The 14830-nt window shown below is 64.3% G+C and carries 18 protein-coding genes; 10 read left to right on the top strand and 8 right to left on the bottom strand.

What is annotated here, in order from left to right:
• The first annotated feature begins 11 nt into the window (after positions 1 to 11).
• Positions 12 to 662 carry an HAD hydrolase-like protein gene (locus AC5QPF_RS00540; protein WP_494961550.1) on the top strand — a complete coding sequence of 217 codons (651 nt, stop codon included), beginning with the start codon at positions 12 to 14 and terminating at the stop codon, positions 660 to 662.
• Between the two features lie 29 nt (positions 663 to 691).
• On the opposite strand, the gene AC5QPF_RS00535 is transcribed toward AC5QPF_RS00540, so the two are convergent.
• Positions 692 to 1759 carry an aminopeptidase gene (locus AC5QPF_RS00535; RefSeq protein WP_494964289.1) on the bottom strand — a complete coding sequence of 356 codons (1068 nt, stop codon included), beginning with the start codon at positions 1757 to 1759 and terminating at the stop codon, positions 692 to 694.
• 82 nt (positions 1760 to 1841) lie between these two features.
• Between AC5QPF_RS00535 and AC5QPF_RS00530 the strand changes: the two genes are divergently transcribed.
• A complete protein-coding gene (locus AC5QPF_RS00530; protein ID WP_494961549.1) occupies positions 1842 to 2255 on the top strand; it encodes a PA0061/PA0062 family lipoprotein in 414 nt (137 codons plus the stop codon).
• A 55-nt stretch (positions 2256 to 2310) separates the two neighbouring features.
• Positions 2311 to 2724, top strand: coding sequence for a PA0061/PA0062 family lipoprotein (locus AC5QPF_RS00525; protein WP_494961548.1), 414 nt, complete (start codon positions 2311 to 2313; stop codon positions 2722 to 2724).
• A 1-nt stretch (position 2725) separates the two neighbouring features.
• Here AC5QPF_RS00525 and AC5QPF_RS00520 read toward each other — a convergent pair whose 3' ends face one another.
• The gene (locus tag AC5QPF_RS00520; protein ID WP_494961547.1) at positions 2726 to 2959 is read right to left on the bottom strand and encodes a DUF1161 domain-containing protein; all 234 of its coding nucleotides are present in this window, start codon (positions 2957 to 2959) and stop codon (positions 2726 to 2728) included.
• Positions 2960 to 3040: 81 nt separating this feature from the next.
• Positions 3041 to 3466, bottom strand: a complete 426-nt coding sequence (locus AC5QPF_RS00515; protein ID WP_494961546.1) for an OsmC family peroxiredoxin — start codon at positions 3464 to 3466, stop codon at positions 3041 to 3043.
• A 172-nt stretch (positions 3467 to 3638) separates the two neighbouring features.
• Between AC5QPF_RS00515 and AC5QPF_RS00510 the strand changes: the two genes are divergently transcribed.
• Positions 3639 to 4643, top strand: coding sequence for an MsnO8 family LLM class oxidoreductase (locus AC5QPF_RS00510; RefSeq protein WP_494961545.1), 1005 nt, complete (start codon positions 3639 to 3641; stop codon positions 4641 to 4643).
• Between the two features lie 90 nt (positions 4644 to 4733).
• Here the strand turns inward: AC5QPF_RS00510 and AC5QPF_RS00505 are convergent, their stop codons facing one another.
• On the bottom strand, positions 4734 to 4955 hold the full coding sequence (locus AC5QPF_RS00505; RefSeq protein WP_494961544.1) for a DUF1161 domain-containing protein: 222 nt from the start codon (positions 4953 to 4955) through the stop codon (positions 4734 to 4736).
• Positions 4956 to 5036: 81 nt separating this feature from the next.
• Complete coding sequence (locus AC5QPF_RS00500; RefSeq protein ID WP_042121737.1) at positions 5037 to 5252, bottom strand: dodecin; 216 nt, start codon at positions 5250 to 5252, stop codon at positions 5037 to 5039.
• Between the two features lie 158 nt (positions 5253 to 5410).
• Between AC5QPF_RS00500 and AC5QPF_RS00495 the strand changes: the two genes are divergently transcribed.
• Positions 5411 to 5737: a DUF883 family protein gene (locus tag AC5QPF_RS00495; RefSeq protein ID WP_494961543.1), complete on the top strand. Its 327-nt coding sequence runs from the start codon at positions 5411 to 5413 to the stop codon at positions 5735 to 5737.
• Here the strand turns inward: AC5QPF_RS00495 and AC5QPF_RS00490 are convergent.
• Positions 5710 to 6630, bottom strand: coding sequence for a LysR substrate-binding domain-containing protein (locus AC5QPF_RS00490; protein WP_494961542.1), 921 nt, complete (start codon positions 6628 to 6630; stop codon positions 5710 to 5712). The genes AC5QPF_RS00495 and AC5QPF_RS00490 overlap by 28 nt on opposite strands.
• 110 nt (positions 6631 to 6740) lie before the next feature.
• On the opposite strand from AC5QPF_RS00490, the gene trpB reads away from it, so the two are divergent.
• Complete coding sequence (gene trpB / locus AC5QPF_RS00485; RefSeq protein ID WP_458979812.1) at positions 6741 to 7967, top strand: tryptophan synthase subunit beta; 1227 nt, start codon at positions 6741 to 6743, stop codon at positions 7965 to 7967.
• Positions 7964 to 8776 (top strand): tryptophan synthase subunit alpha, encoded by an 813-nt coding sequence (gene trpA / locus AC5QPF_RS00480; protein ID WP_494961541.1) that lies wholly within the window; start codon positions 7964 to 7966, stop codon positions 8774 to 8776. Before trpB ends, trpA begins: the two co-directional genes overlap by 4 nt.
• Before the next feature lie 132 nt (positions 8777 to 8908).
• Here the strand turns inward: trpA and AC5QPF_RS00475 are convergent, their stop codons facing one another.
• Both AC5QPF_RS00475 and AC5QPF_RS00470 read right to left on the bottom strand, forming a co-directional pair.
• Complete coding sequence (locus tag AC5QPF_RS00475) at positions 8909 to 9238, bottom strand: DOPA 4,5-dioxygenase family protein (RefSeq protein ID WP_494961540.1); 330 nt, start codon at positions 9236 to 9238, stop codon at positions 8909 to 8911.
• Between the two features lie 39 nt (positions 9239 to 9277).
• The gene (locus tag AC5QPF_RS00470; protein ID WP_494961539.1) at positions 9278 to 10192 is read right to left on the bottom strand and encodes a choline sulfate utilization transcriptional regulator; all 915 of its coding nucleotides are present in this window, start codon (positions 10190 to 10192) and stop codon (positions 9278 to 9280) included.
• Between the two features lie 114 nt (positions 10193 to 10306).
• Between AC5QPF_RS00470 and betC the strand changes: the two genes are divergently transcribed.
• The 3 genes from betC to AC5QPF_RS00455 all read left to right on the top strand — a co-directional run bounded on the left by betC (position 10307) and on the right by AC5QPF_RS00455 (position 14511).
• Entirely contained in the window at positions 10307 to 11818 is a 1512-nt protein-coding gene (betC, locus tag AC5QPF_RS00465) for a choline-sulfatase (protein ID WP_494961538.1), read from the top strand.
• 18 nt (positions 11819 to 11836) lie between these two features.
• On the top strand, positions 11837 to 12760 hold the full coding sequence (gene choX, locus AC5QPF_RS00460) for a choline ABC transporter substrate-binding protein (protein ID WP_494961537.1): 924 nt from the start codon (positions 11837 to 11839) through the stop codon (positions 12758 to 12760).
• Between the two features lie 179 nt (positions 12761 to 12939).
• Positions 12940 to 14511, top strand: a complete 1572-nt coding sequence (locus AC5QPF_RS00455; protein WP_494961536.1) for a SulP family inorganic anion transporter — start codon at positions 12940 to 12942, stop codon at positions 14509 to 14511.
• Positions 14512 to 14830 lie beyond the last annotated feature (319 nt).

Genomic DNA, 14830 nt, shown 5'->3' with positions numbered 1-14830 from the left:
GCGAGACTGACATGCATCAGCAGAACATCCTCTTCGACCTCGACGGCACCCTGACCGACCCGCGCGAAGGCATCACCCGTTCCATCCAGTACGCCCTGGCCAAGCTGGGCATCGACGAACCCGACCTGACCCGCCTGGAACACTTCATCGGCCCTCCGCTGCTGCAAGCCTTCATGCAGTTCTACAGCTTCGACGAGGCCAAGGCCTGGGAGGCGGTGAATTTCTACCGGGAGCGGTTCAAGGTCACCGGGCTGTACGAGAACCGGGTGTTCGACGGGGTTCGCGAGCTGCTGGCCGAGCTGCAAGGGCAGGGGCGTACGTTGTATATCGCCACATCCAAGCCCTGGGTGTTCGCCCGGGAGATTGCCCGGCACTTCGAGTTCGACCGGCATTTCAAGGTGATCTACGGCAGCGAGCTGGACGGGACGCGGACCAACAAGGTGGAACTGATCGGGCATCTGTTGCAGGAAGAAGGGCTGGATCCGGCGCAGACCTTGATGATCGGTGACCGCAAGCATGACCTGATCGGGGCGCGCAGCAACGGGCTGGAAGCGGTGGCGGTAGGGTACGGGTTTGGCAGTCATGAAGAATTGGTGGCGGAGCAGCCGGCTTATCACTTTGCGACGCTGGCGCAGATGCATCAGGCGTTCCTGCGGCCGTGAGGTTTTTGGGACCGCTTTGCGGTCCCAATTCAAACCTGCAATTTCTTGAGGGCTTGCTGCCGCTGCTCCATCGGCAGCTTCCCCAACGCTTCCACCCGCTGATAAAACCGCTCCCAATCCCCACCCACCTCGGCAAACAACGCCGCAAACGCCGGCACCCACTGGTCATACAGCCCGAACGGCAGCAGCTTGGCATTGTTCATCGGCGAGTAGACCCAGGCATCGAAACGCCCGGCCCCGCCCCATTCGCCATCCCGCATCTGCCGGTATTCCCGGCGCATCCGCTCGAACTCCGCCTGCTTCGCCGCCCGCATCGCCTCCGCGGTCAAAGGCCGCGCATACAACGCCTTGAGCCGTTCCCGGGTCGCCAGCACCAACGCGATGAACTGGTCGCGCTGCTTGCCACCATCCGCCGCCTGCACCGACAAGCCACGGAAGGCCCGCCACTGCCGGGTCCCCTCCTGCTCGACGAACGTGGCAAAGGACTCGTTGAACGCCGTGTCGTCCTGCACATAGAAGCGCTGGTGCGCCAGTTCGTGGAAGATCACCGTGGCCAGGCGCTCGTCGCCCCAGCCGACCATGGAATTGAGGATCGGATCATCGAACCAGCCCAGGGTCGAATAGGCCTCGACCCCGCCGATATACACATCCATCCCCTCCAGCTTGCGCACCGCCGCCTCGCCACGTGCGCCACCCTGGCTGTAGTAGCCGCGATAGGCCACGCACCCCGCGATGGGGAAGCAGTGGGTGAGCGGATCGAGGGAAAACTCCGGCGTGGCGAACACGTTCCACACTACATAGGGCCGGCCGATATCGGCATACACCCGGTAGCTGCGGTTATCCGGCAGCTTCAGGTGCTCGCTAGCGAATACTCGGGCCCGCTGTGACTGCTGCAGATGACTGCGCAGCTTGTCGTCGGTAGCCGGGTCGGCGATCACCTTTTCCACCGGCGTGCGCGCCCGCAGCAACTGCAACTGGCCTTCGCCGAGCTGGCTGTAATAGCCGAGGCTGCTGCAACCGTTCAGCAGACCGAGCAGAAGGACGGGAACAAACACCCTGAATACGCGGTCGAGTGCCCCGGAGCTTGAGCGCAGCAGAAGAAGAATTCGAATCATGCGTGGGGTGGTCTCGCTCAAGTCCTTTCGCCTCAAGACTATCCTGCCCGCCCGGAGTTTTGCCATGCGAACGATGCTCGCTGCCAGCACCCTGCTGGCGCTCGCCGGTTGTGCCGGCCTGCCCGATCCGGACCCGTCACAGGCCTGGGTCGACCTCGCCCCCGGCCAGGACCAGACCCTGCATGCCGTCGAAGTGGATGACCGCGCCTGGGCCGACAAGCGCTATTTCCAGGTACCACCCGGCAATCACCAGCTCACCGTGCGCTACCTGTTCCCGGTCGACCCGAGCAATATCGGTCCGGTCAGCGAGCCGCTGTGGCGCGATTGCCAGCTCAACCTGAAGTTCGCCGACTTCAGCGCCGGCCAGCGCTATCGCCTGGAAACCGGCACCATCGGCTTCCGGCCCTGGGCAAAACTGTATGACGAACGAAGCAAACTGGTCGGCAGCGGCATGCCGGCTGGCTGCCAGCGCACCTGATGGCCACTAATGGCGCTATGCTTGATGTTTATATCGCCTGCCTGCGGAGACCACGATGCGCCAGCCAGCGATGTTGCTCGCTTTCACTACCCTGGGCGCCTGCGCCAGCCCGATGCCCCCGGTCGACCAGAAACAGGCCTGGGTCGATTTCTACACCATCACCCCCGGCAAGCTGGTGATGGCCGAAGCCCTCGACGGCAAGCGCCTGCAGGACGGCCGCTTCTTCCAGGTGACGCCCGGCAAGCACGAACTGGTAGTGCGTTTCGACTACGAGGTCCAGACCGGCGGCGGTTTCAACACCGACCCGACCGAGCGCACCTGCTACCTGACGGTGGAGTACGACGGCTTCAAGGCCGGCCAGCGCTACCGCCTGGAAGCAAGGGCCGTGGCCAACCAGCCCAACGCCCGGCTTTACGACGCCGAGCGCAAGGTGCTGGCCGAAGAGCGGATGACCCACTGCGTACCGTGAATCAACGGTCGTTACGCTGGTAGATGATCTTCTTGGTACCGCCTTCACAGCTGCCCACGACCATGTTCTGGTCGTGGACTTCGCTGTTGGGCACGATTTCCAGGGTGTAGGACGTCACCCCGCGGGCCTGGATCTTGGCCTCGATTTCAGCCTTCAATTCCTCGCACGGCTTGGGCGCGGCAAAGGCGTTGACCGCCAATAACGAAACCAGCACAGCAATTGCACTACGGATCATGAGCAGTTTCCTCGTGGCAAGAGAACTTCAGCCAACGAACGTTGGACCGAAGGAGCATGCCATGGTTCTGCTACCAACCGTTCACGACTGCAGCGTGGCGTCCAGGCTGATCTTCGCGTTGAGCACCTTGGACACCGGGCAGCCGGCCTTGGCCTTGTTGGCCAGTTCCTGGAACTGCTGATCGCTGGCACCGGGCACCTTGGCCTTGAGAATCAGGTGCACGGCGGTGATGGCGAAGCCGTCGGGTTGCTTGTCCAACGTGACTTCAGCGGTGGTGTCGATGCTCTCGGCCTTGAAGCCGGCCTCGCCGAGGATCATCGACAGCGCCATGGAGAAACAACCGGCGTGGGCAGCGCCGATCAGTTCTTCCGGGTTGCTGCCCGGCGTGCCTTCGAAGCGGGTGTTGAAGCCGTAGGGAATCTGCTTGAGCGCGCCGCTCTCCGTGGAAATATGGCCCTTGCCATCCTTAAGACCGCCTTCCCAGTGCGCCGATGCTGTCTTTTTCATGATGCCTCCTCGGGTTGCCGGCGCTGTGGGCGCCGTTCCTGATTTCAGAGGCCCGGCCTGCGGGCAAGTTCAGCCGGTTTGTCGCCCCGGGGATTGATTCCCCGGCAAGTGCCCCCACAGAAGCACCATCAGGCTGCCCATTCCGGCGGCTTTCGTTTGCCTTGGAGACTCCATGAAGCGACTCACGGACATCAAGATTTCCACCCTCGACCTGGTGCCGGTGCGCCAGGACGGCGGCCCGGCGCAGGCCCTGCGCAACTCGCTGGACCTGGCGCGACATGCCGAACGCTTCGGCTATCACCGCTTCTGGGTGGCCGAGCACCACAACATGGATGGCATCGCCAGTTCAGCCACCTCGGTGCTGCTGGGTTACCTGGCCGGTGGCACCTCGACCATCCGCCTCGGCTCCGGCGGCGTGATGTTGCCCAACCATGCGCCGCTGGTGATCGCCGAGCAGTTCGGTACCCTCGCCAGTCTTTACCCCGGTCGCATCGAACTGGGCCTGGGCCGCGCCCCGGGTTCCGACCAGATGACCGCCCGCGCCCTGCGTCGCGAGCGTTCTGGTAGCGCCGACGATTTCCCGGACGACGTGCTCGAGCTGATGCGCTACCTCGGCCCGCGCACCCCTGATCAAAAAGTGATCGCCGTGCCCGGGCATGACACCAATGTGCCGATCTGGCTGCTCGGTTCCAGCCTGTTCAGTGCCCAGTTGGCCGGGCAGTTGGGCTTGCCCTATGCCTTCGCCTCGCACTTCGCGCCGCGCTTCATGCACGAGGCGATCCGGGTGTATCGCAACCACTTCAAGCCGTCGGCAGTGCTCGATGCGCCGTACGTGATGCTCGGTGTGCCGATGGTGGTGGCGGAGACCGACGAGCAGGCAGAGTACCTGGCGACCTCGGTGTACCAGCGCATCCTGGCGCTGATGCGCGGCCAGAGCCTGATGCAGAAGCCGCCGGTGGAAAGCATGAACGGGCTGTGGCTGCCCCATGAACGGGACGCGGTGGGGGATTTCCTCGGCCTGGCGATGATCGGCAGTCCGGCGAAGGTGAAGGCCAAGCTGGAAGTGTTGCTGGAGCAGACCGGGGCGGATGAGCTGATCTTCACCTCGGATCTGTATGACCATGCGGACCGGGTGCGCTCATATGAACTGATGGCCCAGACCGTGCTGGGCAGTTAGACCGCAATCGCTGGCAAGCCAGCTCCCACAGGGTCCGCGGTGCATGCGGTCCTTGTGGGAGCTGGCTTGCCAGCGATGAGGCCCGAAAGATCAACCGCGCTTGTAGACGATTTCCTTGGTGCCAGCCTCACAGGTCCCCACCACATGCCCGCCACCGGCATCGCGGTTCACCACCTCCAGCGAATAATGCTTCACCCCCTTCGCATCCAGCTTGGCCGCAATCTCGCTCTTCAGCTCTTCACACGGCTTGCCCGCCGCAAACGCGCCGCCGGCCAGGCCCATCAGTGCTACCGCCAGAATCACCTGCTTCATTGATCGCTCTCCTTGTTGGATCAAAACGACAAAGGCCCCGAGTCCCCCTCGAAGCCTTGCCTATGTAACCGCTCAATCATTTCAACTGTTGGCGATGCGGAACCCGACTTTCAGGGTTACCTGGAAATGCGCCGCCTTGTTGTCGCGGATATGCCCGCGGGTGTCCACCACCTCGAACCATTCCAGGTGCTTGATGCTCTTGCCGGCTTCGGCCAGGGCGTTGTTGATCGCATCCTCGATGCTGGTGGGGGACGAGCCCACAAGCTCGATCTTCTTGTACGTGTGATGATCGGACATCGCTGTTCTCCTTCTGGACTGTGCGCATTGAGCCTAGCAGCGCCGGGCCGTTTTACCTCTGAGATCGCCATCGCGCTAAACGTTCGATCGCACTGCACTTTCCTGGCGGCCCGGAGTCGGAACCTACACACCTCACTCAACCCTGAAGGAGAGTCACCATGGCCAATAGCTCGCTACGCAAAGCCTCGCTGCAAAGCATGGAAGCGGAAATCGAAAGCCTGCTGAAATCCCTGGAGAGCCTGAAAGACGATGCCTCGGACGAATCGCGCAAAACCCTGAAGGCCCTGCGCGGCAGCGCCGAGAACGCCCTGCGCCATTCCCGGGAACTGCTCGGCGATGCGTACGAAGAGGTCAAGACCCGCACTCGCGAGACCGGCCTGGCCACTCGCGACTATGCCCAGCAACATCCCTGGACCACCGCCGGCGTGGCCATCGGCGCCCTCGGCCTTCTGGCTGCTTACCTGATGTGCAAGCGCGGCGACTGATCGCCCTGTTGCGCCAGTTCCGCGCGCAACCATCCCGCCAACTGCTCGGCGCGCCCGTCTGCGGCGCGTCGCGGCACCCACAGCGCCAGTGACGCCTCGGTAGGGCTGAACCCCCAGGGCGCGGCCAGACGTCCGCTTCTCAGATCGTCGGCCACCAATGATTGCGGCGCGATCGCCACACCCAGACCGGCACCCGCCGCTTCCAGCAAGTAATACAAATGCTCGAACGCCTGTCCGTAGTGCAGCGCGCCGGGCTCGATACCTTGTTGCCGCGCCCAGTCCGGCCAGGCCTGCGGCCGCGAGGTGGTGTGCAGCAGCGCTTCGTCGAGCAGGGCGCTGGCCGGTTTGTCCCGCAGGCGCTCGAAGCCGGCGAAGTGCGGGCTGAGCACCGGCCCCACGCATTCCTGCGCCAGCACATGCACCTCCATGTCCGCCGGCCACGGCGGCTCGGCGAACACCAGCAGCGCATCCAGCCCCGGGCGGCGCGGGTCGAGGTCGCCTTCACCGGCGGACAGGTGCAGGCGCAGGTCCGGCAGGTCGGCGTTAAGGCGGCCCAACCTGGGAATGAACCAGCGCGCCAGCAGGCTGCCCGAGCAGCCGAGGACGAACGGCGCATCCGCACCGCTCTGGCTCAGCTCGGCGCAGACCGAGCGCAGGCGCTCGAACGCCTCGCCGCTGACTTCCCGCAGGCGCAGGCCGGCATCTGTGAGTTTGAGGCCGCGTCCGTCCTTGACGAACAGGCTGACCCCGAGATGGCTTTCCAGCACTTTCAATTGCCGGCTGACCGCGCCGTGAGTCACGTGCAGTTGCTCGGCCGCCTGACTGACACTGCCCAGGCGGGCAGTCACCTCGAAGGCGCGAAGGGCATTCAGCGGGGGCAGTTCACGAGACATGATGTGTGAGTTTTCCTGACATATTGCGGCGATCTTATCGGTTTTCAGCGAGGCCTGTCGTGGTTAGAGTAGGCCCATTGTCAGAACAATCCTTCTTACCGGAGCGACCCATGACCCAGACCAACCTTCGCAGCGGCCCCGACGCCAACGGCCTGTTCGGCGCCTTCGGCGGCCGCTACGTCGCCGAAACCCTGATGCCACTGGTGCTCGACCTGGCCCGCGAATATGAAGCGGCCAAGGCCGACCCGGAATTCCTCGAACAGCTGGCCTACTTCCAGCGCGACTATATCGGCCGCCCGAACCCGCTGTACTTCGCCGAGCGCCTGACCGAGCACTGCGGCGGCGCGAAGATCTTCTTCAAGCGTGAAGAGCTCAACCACACCGGCGCGCACAAGGTGAACAACTGCATCGGCCAGGTCCTGCTGGCCAAGCGCATGGGCAAGAAACGCCTGATCGCCGAAACCGGCGCCGGCATGCACGGCGTGGCCACCGCCACCGTCGCCGCCCGTTTCGGCCTGCCTTGCGTGATCTACATGGGCGCCACCGACATCGAGCGCCAGCAGGCCAACGTGTTCCGCATGAAGCTGCTGGGCGCCGAGATCGTCCCGGTCACCGCCGGCACCGGCACCCTCAAGGACGCGATGAACGAAGCGCTGCGCGACTGGGTGACCAACGTCGACGACACCTTCTACCTGATCGGCACCGTGGCCGGCCCGCACCCGTACCCGGCGATGGTCCGCGACTTCCAGTCGATCATCGGCAAGGAAACCCGCGCCCAGTTGCAGGAAAAGGAAGGCCGCCTGCCGGACAGCCTGATCGCCTGCGTCGGTGGCGGCTCCAACGCCATGGGCCTGTTCCACGACTTCCTCGATGACGCCAGCGTGCAGATCATCGGCGTCGAAGCCGGCGGCCACGGCGTCGACACCGACAAGCACGCCGCCAGCCTCAACGGCGGCGTACCGGGCGTGCTGCACGGCAACCGCACCTACCTGCTGCAGGACGCGGACGGCCAGATCACCGATGCCCACTCGATTTCCGCCGGCCTCGACTACCCGGGCATCGGCCCAGAGCACTCCTGGTTGCATGAGATCAAGCGCGTCGAATACGTCAGCATCACCGACGACGAAGCCCTCGGCGCGTTCCACACCTGCTGCCGCCTGGAAGGCATCATCCCGGCGCTGGAAAGCTCCCACGCCCTGGCTGAAGCCATCAAGCGCGCACCGACCCTGCCCAAGGACCACCTGATGGTGATCTGCCTGTCCGGGCGCGGCGACAAAGACATGCAAACCGTAATGAGCCATATGGCCGCGACCGCAGAGCAGGAGAAGCAGGCATGAGCCGTCTCGAACAACGTTTTTCCGAGCTGAAGCAAGAAGGCCGTGCCGCCCTGGTGACCTTCATCACCGCCGGCGACCCGGGCTACGACGCCTCCCTGAAGATCCTCAAGGGCCTGCCGGCGGCCGGTGCCGACGTGATCGAACTGGGCATGCCGTTCACCGACCCGATGGCCGACGGCGTGGCCATCCAGCTGGCGACCCTGCGCGCCCTGGATGCCGGCCAGACCTTGGCCAAGACCCTGCAGATGGTTCGCGAATTCCGTGTGGACAACCAGACCACGCCGATCGTGCTGATGGGCTACTACAACCCGATCCATCGCTTTGGCGTGGAGAAGTTCGTGGCCGAGGCCAATGAAGCCGGCGTCGATGGCCTGATCATCGTCGACCTGCCGCCAGAGCATGATGCCGAACTGGCGACCCCGGCCCAGGCCGCGGGCATCGACTTCATCCGCCTGACCACCCCGACCACCGACGACGTACGCCTGCCGCGAGTGCTGGAGCGCAGTTCGGGCTTCGTCTACTACGTGTCGGTGGCCGGTGTGACCGGTGCAGGTTCGGCGACCACCGAGCATGTGACCGAGGCCGTGGCGCGTCTGCGTCGGCATACCGATCTGCCGGTGAGCGTTGGGTTCGGGATTCGTACGCCGGAGCAGGCTGCGGCGATCGCGCGGTTGGCGGAAGGTGTGGTGGTGGGGTCGGCGCTGGTGGACAAGATCGCCACCGCTGCCAACCCGGAGCAGGCTGTGGATAACGTCCTGGCGCTGTGCTCGGCACTGGCCGAAGGTGTACGCGGCGCACGCAAGGCCTGACCTTCTTGTAAATAGTGATGGCCCCATCGCGGGCAACGCCCGCTCCCACAGGGTCCTGGCACACCGCCAAACCTTGTGGGAGCAGGCGTTGCCCGCGATGAGGCCATCAGCAACACCATCAATGCCCAGAATTCACTCGAAGATCGAAAGATCCAGCGGCCGGATAGCCCCCATCCAGATCGCATGATCCCGGTGATCCGCCAGCTCATCCCCAGTCAGCGGATGCAGGAACACCACCAATCCCTTCCGATACAACGCCAGCCACGGCAACACCACCCCGATCAACTCCGGCTCGAACGCCAGCTGGCAACTCCAGTCCGGATGTGGCCCCACCGGCTTGCGGTGCATCCGGCCCATGGTCACCGGAAACAGCTTGGCCGTCTCTTCGCACAACTCCCGCGCCTGCTCGAAGGTGCGCTCGTCGTAATACACGTGGGCGTGATAGCCCTTGATCCTTTCCACCGCTGAACTCCTGAAATCGACAACTCGCTGCGCCGCAGTCTATACGAGCTGCCCGGCCTGTTCTTCCGTCAACCACTCGACGAATCGCTCGATCAGTACGTTGCGCCGCTTACGCGGAGGACGTACCACGTAGTATCCCTTTGTGGAACGAATTGATGCATTCAGAGGCCGGCACAGCAGGCCTTGGTCGAGCAGGGCGTCGACCAGATAGCGCCAGCCGATGGCCACGCCTTGCCCGGCAATCGCGGCCTGAATGAGCAAGGTGTAATTGTCGAATCGCAGCGGTCCGGAGGTCGGCGGGCTGGCCAGGCCCAGCTCGCGAAATACACCGCTCCAGTCGAACCAGCGGCTCGCCGACTCGCCGCGCAGGTGCAGCAACGGCAGCTCGGCCAGGCTTTCCGGCGCCAGCGGAACAGGCCTTTCCCCCAGCAAACGCGGGCTGCAAACCGGGAAAACCTCCTCATCGAACAACCACTGCGCCTCGCCCTGACGGAAGCGTCCGTCACCAAACAGCACCGCCACATCGATGTCCGGGCGCAGCATGGCGTGGCTACGTTCACTGGTGACCAGGCTCACATCGACCCGCGGATGGGCCTGGTGAAAACGCTGCAGACGCGGCATCAACCAGTACGCGGCGAAGGCGAAATCCGTGGCCACCCGCAGCACTTCATGCTGGCCACGCCCGGCCACCTGGGACACGCCATCGTCGAGATTGAGCATGCCCATGTGTACTTGCTCGTACAGCAGTACACCGGCCTCGGTCAGCTCTATCCCGCGGTAGATACGGTCGAACAGGCGCGCGCCGAGCTGCTCTTCCAGGCGCTTGATCTGCTGGCTGACCGCCGGCTGGGTAGTGCCCAGCTCGACCGCCGCCGCGGTGAAACTGTGATGACGCGCCGCGGCCTCGAACACACGCAACACGTCCAGGGACATGCCCTCCAGTGCTTCAAACATAAGCTCAGCTAATCCTAGTCATTGTCGCCCACAGGCTTTACCCGATTTCGGTTGAGGAACAGGCTTATCCACAGCCGTATCCCATAATGCCTGACGATGGAATGCCGTGACCTTATGAAACGCAAGAACATCCTCTTCATCATGGCCGACCAGATGGCCGCGCCGCTGTTGCCGATCTACGCGCCGTCGCCGATCCGCATGCCCCACCTGAGCCGCCTGGCCGCCGAGGCGGTGGTGTTCGATTCCGCCTACTGCAACAGCCCACTGTGCGCGCCGTCGCGGTTCACCCTGGTCAGCGGTCAGTTACCGAGCAAGATCGGCGCCTACGACAACGCTGCCGATTTCCCCGCCGACATTCCCACCTACGCCCACTACCTGCGCCGCCTCGGCTACCGCACGGCGCTGTCGGGCAAGATGCACTTCTGCGGCCCGGACCAGTTGCACGGCTACGAGGAACGCCTGACCAGCGACATCTACCCGGCCGACTACGGCTGGGCGGTGAACTGGGATGCGCCGCACGAGCGCCCGAGCTGGTACCACAACATGTCCTCAGTGCTGCAGGCCGGACCCTGCGTGCGCACCAACCAGCTGGATTTCGACGAGGAGGTGGTGTTCAAGGCCCGCCAGTACCTCTACGACCATGTCCGCGAGGGCGGTGAGCGGCCGTTCTGTCTCACCGTGTCGATGACCCACCCCCACGACCCGTACACCATCCCAAGGGAGTTCTGGGACCTCTACAGCGACGACGAGATCCCGCTGCCTAAGGTGCCATTCGCCCAGCACGAACTGGACCCGCACTCGCAGCGCCTGCTCAAGGTCTACGACCTGTGGGACAAGCCGCTGCCTGTGGATAAGGTCCGCGACGCCCGCCGCGCCTATTTCGGCGCGTGCAGCTACATCGACGACAACATCGGCAAGCTTCTGCAGACCCTGGAAGAAACCGATCTGGCCGACGACACCCTGATCGTGTTCTCCGGCGACCATGGCGACATGCTTGGCGAGCGCGGGCTCTGGTACAAGATGCACTGGTTCGAGATGTCCGCCCGGGTGCCGCTACTGGTCCATGCGCCGGGGCAATTCGCGGCGAAGCGGGTGACCGCCTCGGTGTCCACCTGCGACCTGCTGCCGACCCTGGTGGAACTGGCCGGCGGCAGCGTCGAAGCCAACCTGCCGCTGGACGGCCGCTCGCTGCTCGGCCACCTGAACGGGGAGGGCGGGCACGACGAGGTGATCGGCGAGTACATGGCCGAAGGTACCATCAGCCCGCTGATGATGATTCGTCGCGGCGCGTACAAGTTCATCTACAGCGAGGACGATCCCTGCCTGCTCTACGACGTCGAGGCCGACCCGCAGGAACTCGACAACCTCGCCGAACGTCCACGGCATGCCGATCTTGTCGCGGCATTGCTTGCCGAGTGCCGTCAGCGCTGGAACATCCCGCAACTGCGCGAGCAGGTGCTGGCCAGCCAGCGCCGCCGCCGTTTCGTCGCCGCAGCCTTGGCCACCGGCACGCTGAAGAGCTGGGACCACCAGCCGCTGGTCGATGCCAGTCAGCAGTACATGCGCAACCACATCGATCTCGACGATCTGGAGCGCAAGGCGCGTTATCCACAACCTGCCCGTTAATCATTCGAGGGACGCAGCATGAAAGGGTTATCCACAAGCGTTGTTGCGGTTGTTCTTACCCTGGTCGTCGGCGCCGTGAAGGCCGACGACAGCAAGTGCGAAATGGTCAGGATGGCCGACCCGGGCTGGAGCGACATCGCTGCCACCAACGCGGTCGCGCGCTTCCTGCTGGAAGGCGCGGGCTACCAGACGCGGGTCGATTCGCTGGCCGTGCCGATCATCTACGGCGGCCTCAAGGACGGCCTGGTCGACGCCTTCCTCGGCAACTGGATGCCGGCGCAGCAGGGCTTCCACGACAAGTTCGTCGCCAGTGGCGAGGTTGACCGGCTGTCGCGCAATCTCGAAGGCACCGAGTTCACCCTGGCGGTGCCGGAGGCGGTATGGGAGTCCGGCGTGAAGGACTTCGCCGACCTGCAGAAACGCGCCGGCGAGTTCGATCACAAGATCTACGGCATCGGCTCAGGGGCCCCGGCCAACCTGTCGTTGCAATCGATCATCGACAAGAACGAGTTCAACCTTGGCGGCTGGAAGCTGGTGGAGTCCAGTGAACAGGCGATGCTGGCCCAGGTGCAGCGGGCGGTGAAGCGCGATAAACCGATCGTGTTTCTCGGCTGGACGCCGCACCCGATGAACGTGCAATTGAAGATGCGCTATCTGACCGGTGGCGAGCAGTGGTTCGGCAGCAGCGGCAGCGTCTACACCCTGACTCGCAAGGGTTATGCACAGGCCTGTCCGAATGTGGCCAGGCTGCTGGGCAACCTGACGTTCAGCCAGGGGATGGAGAACACCATCATGGCCAATGTTGTGGATAACAAGGTCAGCTATGACGATGCGGCGAAAGCCTGGATCCGCGCCAACCCGGCGTTGCTGGATGGCTGGCTGCAAGGCGTCAGTACCCGCGACGGCGGCGACGCCCTGGCGGCGGTGAAGGCCCGGCTGTAACCCACCCGTGTGGGAGGAACACAAGTCGAGAACTCGACGCATACCCTGTGGGAGCGGGTTTACCCGCTCCCACAGGTCCCCGCTAAATCAATAAGTCATGTGCTGTTCCATGAGAGGGAACTTGCGGTAGCGCACCAGACCCCGCACCCTTGACAGCCTCACCGGTAAAGAGCGACCCGATGCCCTGGCCCGACCGCCACAGACTCCTGCCTTTCCTGCGCTGGCTGCCCCGGCAGACCCGCACCAGCGTGCGCCGCGACCTGCTGGTGGGCCTGAGCGGTGCAATCCTGGCCCTGCCGCAGTCCATCGCCTACGCCCTGATCGCCGGCCTGCCCGCCGAATACGGCCTCTACGCCGCCATCGTCCCGGTGCTGATCGCCTGCCTCTGGGGCTCCTCCTGGCACCTGATCTGCGGGCCGACCGCCGCCATCTCCATCGTCCTCTATGCCGCCGTCAGCCCGATGGCCGTGCCGGGCAGCGGCGACTACATCACCCTGATCCTCTTGCTGACTTTCCTCGGCGGCGTATTCCAGTGGCTGCTGGGCATGCTGCGCTTCGGCGCGCTGGTGAACTTCGTCTCCCATTCTGTGGTGATCGGCTTCACCTGCGGCGCAGCGGTGGTCATTGCCCTGGGCCAGTTGCCCAGCCTGATGGGCCTCGACCTGGAGAGCCAGGCGACAGCGCTGAGAACCCTGGAAAGCCTGCTGACCCATGCCGGCGAGCTCGACTGGCCATCGCTGCTGCTGGGGCTGGCCTCGTTGGTGCTGGGCCTTGCCATAAAGCTGCTGCGCCCACGCTGGCCGGCCCTGTTGATAAGTCTGCTGGGGACCACTTTGCTCGCGTACTTCTGGCCGGCGATGTTCGGCCATGTCGCCCGGGTTTCCGCCTTCGTCGGCAAGCTGCCCCCCCTGAGCCCGGTTCCGCTGTGGGACCTGGAACTGGTCCTGCGCCTGCTGCCCGGCGCCGTTGCGGTGGGCATGCTCGGCCTGGTCACCAGCCTGTCGATTGCCCGTTCGCTATCGATCCGTTCCGAGCAACTGATCGACGCCAACCAGGAAATCCGTGCCCAGGGTCTGTCGAACATGGTCGGTGCCTGGTTCTCCGGCTACCTGTCGTCGGGCTCCTTCACCCGCTCCGGGCTGAGCTATGACGCCGGCGCGCAATCGCCGCTGGCCGGGGTGTTCTCTGCGTTGTGGGTGGCGCTGTTCGCCGTCGCTGGCGCGCAGTTGATCGCGCATATCCCGATCCCGGCCATGGCCGGCAGCATCCTGCTGATCTGCTGGGGGCTGGTGGATCACCGGGCGATCCGCGCGCTGTACCGGGTCAGCCGCCCGGAGTTCGTGGTGATGACCCTGACCTTCTGCGCCACCCTGCTGCTGGAGTTGCAGACGGCGATCTACGCCGGGGTGCTGGCGTCGCTGTTCTTCTACCTCAAGCGCACCTCGCAGCCCCGCGTGCAGCAGGTGCGGGAAGGGGAAATGGATGTGTTGCGGGTCGGCGGCTCGATCTTCTTCGGCGCCAGCCACTACCTGCAAGTGCGCCTGCAACGCTGCAATGCGCTGAACGTGGTGATCGACGCACGGCAGATCAACTTCATCGACTATTCCGGGGTGGAGATGTTGCACCAGGAGGCGCGGCGCTTGCGCCGCCAGGGCGGCGGGCTGACCCTGCGCCGGGCGCGGCCGCAGGTGGTGGAGGAGTTGCAGAAACTGGAAGGCATGGAGAGGTGTCCGATTCATTTCGAAGAGTGAAACTTCGGTAGTTCAATCAGTTCATGGCTGCAACTGGATAACGCGGGCCATGATCTGCAAGGTCGCATCAGGCTACGAAATTCACCGATTTCCAGCTTTCTTGTAGGCAATTTCCCAAGCATACTCCGCCGGCTTATCAGCTGTTGCGTAGTGGGGAAACGCTGCCTAGTCTTCGTCCGTCGTTGCCAAATCAACGACCGGTTTTGACAGACCGCCTCTGAATCCCCTGTGCCGCAGTTGCTTATGGCAGCTGTGCGTGTGGGCACCTCACGGTGCGCCGGGGCTCCAGGGGTCCTTGGTCTGTCAACCCATGCACAGC

It is taken from the genome of Pseudomonas sp. Con_6, assembly GCF_059379395.1.
Note: the sequence above shows the minus strand (reverse complement) of the source record. Positions and strands in the feature narration are given on the sequence as shown.